The following is a 1,756-nucleotide window of genomic DNA, read 5'->3' as shown; positions in this document are numbered from 1 at the left end:
TACGACTCCCGTCCTTTTTCTTCCATATCTCTATTTTACCACGTTCTTTTCTCCTTGTGAATACAGGTTCTAAGACAGCTATTTTATCAGTCGTTTCATGGTTCAATTTTGAAATTTGCCGTTGTGGCGAAATTGGCATACGCATCAGACTTAAAATCTTGTGTGGGTTTTTAAGGGGTGTTTCTGTGGATGCTGATTCTAAGCGGCTTCGCAAGATTCTGTAAACTGAATACAAAAGTTGGTCTGCTGTTTTGCCAGTCGTTTCGCGATCCAACTTTTGAAATTTGCCGCCGTGACGAAATCGGCACACGTAGCAGACTTAAAATCTGCCGGGAGAAATCCCTTACGGGTTCAAGTCCCGTCGGCGGCACCATTTTTGGGCATTGGAGCACTCAGATCCGTTGTTTAGGGGGAAGGAGCTGAGGCTCCTTTTTCCTTTTATTCCTGCGATGTGGAAGGCTCCAGAGCTAAGCAGCCCGCAATCGTAGCAGCGGAAGCCTGCTTGCTGCTCATATCCAGGTGGGCATAGATATTCGCTGTGGTTGCAAAATTGCTATGCCCCAACCAAAGCTGGATCTCCTTGAGACTGATGCCATTGGCTAGCAGCAGGCTTGCACAACTATGCCTGAGATCATGGAACCGGATATAGGGCAGATCCAGCCTTTTGATTTTCTCACTGAATCCGCGGCTTACTCTATCCGGAAAGGGAAGATTCCCCAGATCATCCACACAGATGTATTCCAAAAAAGTCAGTGTTGTACTGCTTTTTGCAAGTCTTCTGATTTCGCTTCTGTTTGTCTCGCACCCGCATCAGCATCCGTTTGACCTGGGGGATGAGTGGAAGGGAGCGGAAACTGGATTTGTTCTTTGTTCGATTCTTCAGGATCAGCTGTGTTTTTCTATCAATTTTTGCTCTGGAAACGGTGTGGCTGACTGCAATGGTGTTGTTTTTGAAATCGATCGCGCTCCACCTCGGACTCAATACCTCACTGCGGCGGGAGCCGTAGAAAGCGGCAAGCATGATAGGAAGTTCAATCGAGCTGCCTTTGAACGCCTCCAGCATGATAGCCAACTGCTGTGCATCATAATAGTTGGACACAAAGTTGCCGATTTTGGGGCGGGTGACATCTGCGGCCGGATTGTAAGGGATCAGCTTGTACTTTTTTACTGCATCGGCCAGACTTTTTCGGATATTTGCGTGGTAGTGCAGAATTGTGTTCCCGCTGCCCCCCCCCTTCTGCTTTAAGCTGCTGTAAAATTCTAGGTGTTCATCGTTATTAGCTTATCCAGGGGAACCAGCCGTTCCTCAAAGTAAGGCGCTATGACGTGTACAATTACTCCATAGTAGGCAGCGTAGGTCGGTTTCCTCCCAGGTCGTGCGGTTTGCCTGAAGCCAGTATAAAATATACTGGGAAAACAGCATACTGCTCCGCAAATCCCCAGCAGCAACGACCGGCAGGTAATCCTGGTCGCTTTTACCTGCTTTTGGACGGGGCGGAAGGATCCCCTTCGTTGCCTCCCTTCTGGCCTTCTGCAGCATTTTGTTGGCCTGCGTCTTGTTCCCCTTCACTTTAAGACCGGTGGGAAACCAAACCGGCTTTTTCTTTCCTGTTACCGAATCGGGCAAAGACAAAACCATATAGTAAAGGTCGTGCTGTGTACATAAGTGGCCTGCGACTAACTTGTTAGGTCGTGTCCCTAAAGTAGAAAATATGATAAAATAGAGGATATGAAAAGACGGCATAGTGTAACAAAT

At 47.8% G+C, this 1,756-nt stretch carries 2 protein-coding genes, 1 tRNA gene and 1 pseudogene; 1 reads left to right on the top strand and 3 read right to left on the bottom strand.

Annotated elements, in window-relative coordinates:
• The first annotated feature begins 286 nt into the window (after positions 1-286).
• Positions 287-373 (top strand) — tRNA-Leu (locus D5269_RS17695).
• Positions 374-438: 65 nt separating this feature from the next.
• On the opposite strand, the gene D5269_RS17690 is transcribed toward D5269_RS17695, so the two are convergent.
• The 3 genes and pseudogenes from D5269_RS17690 to D5269_RS18435 all read right to left on the bottom strand — a co-directional run.
• The gene (locus D5269_RS17690) at positions 439-729 is read right to left on the bottom strand and encodes a site-specific integrase (RefSeq protein ID WP_158605083.1); all 291 of its coding nucleotides are present in this window, start codon (positions 727-729) and stop codon (positions 439-441) included.
• A complete protein-coding gene (locus tag D5269_RS17685; RefSeq protein ID WP_147408072.1) occupies positions 722-1,072 on the bottom strand; it encodes a hypothetical protein in 351 nt (116 codons plus the stop codon). Before D5269_RS17685 ends, D5269_RS17690 begins: the two co-directional genes overlap by 8 nt.
• Positions 1,073-1,306: 234 nt before the next feature.
• Positions 1,307-1,756: pseudogene (locus tag D5269_RS18435) on the bottom strand (hypothetical protein); the annotation flags it as partial.

Source organism: Anaerotruncus sp. 1XD42-93, assembly GCF_009917605.1.
GTDB lineage: Bacteria > Bacillota > Clostridia > Oscillospirales > Ruminococcaceae > Anaerotruncus.
The sequence above is the reverse complement of the archived record's forward strand: the minus strand, read 5'-3'. Positions and strand labels throughout refer to the sequence as shown.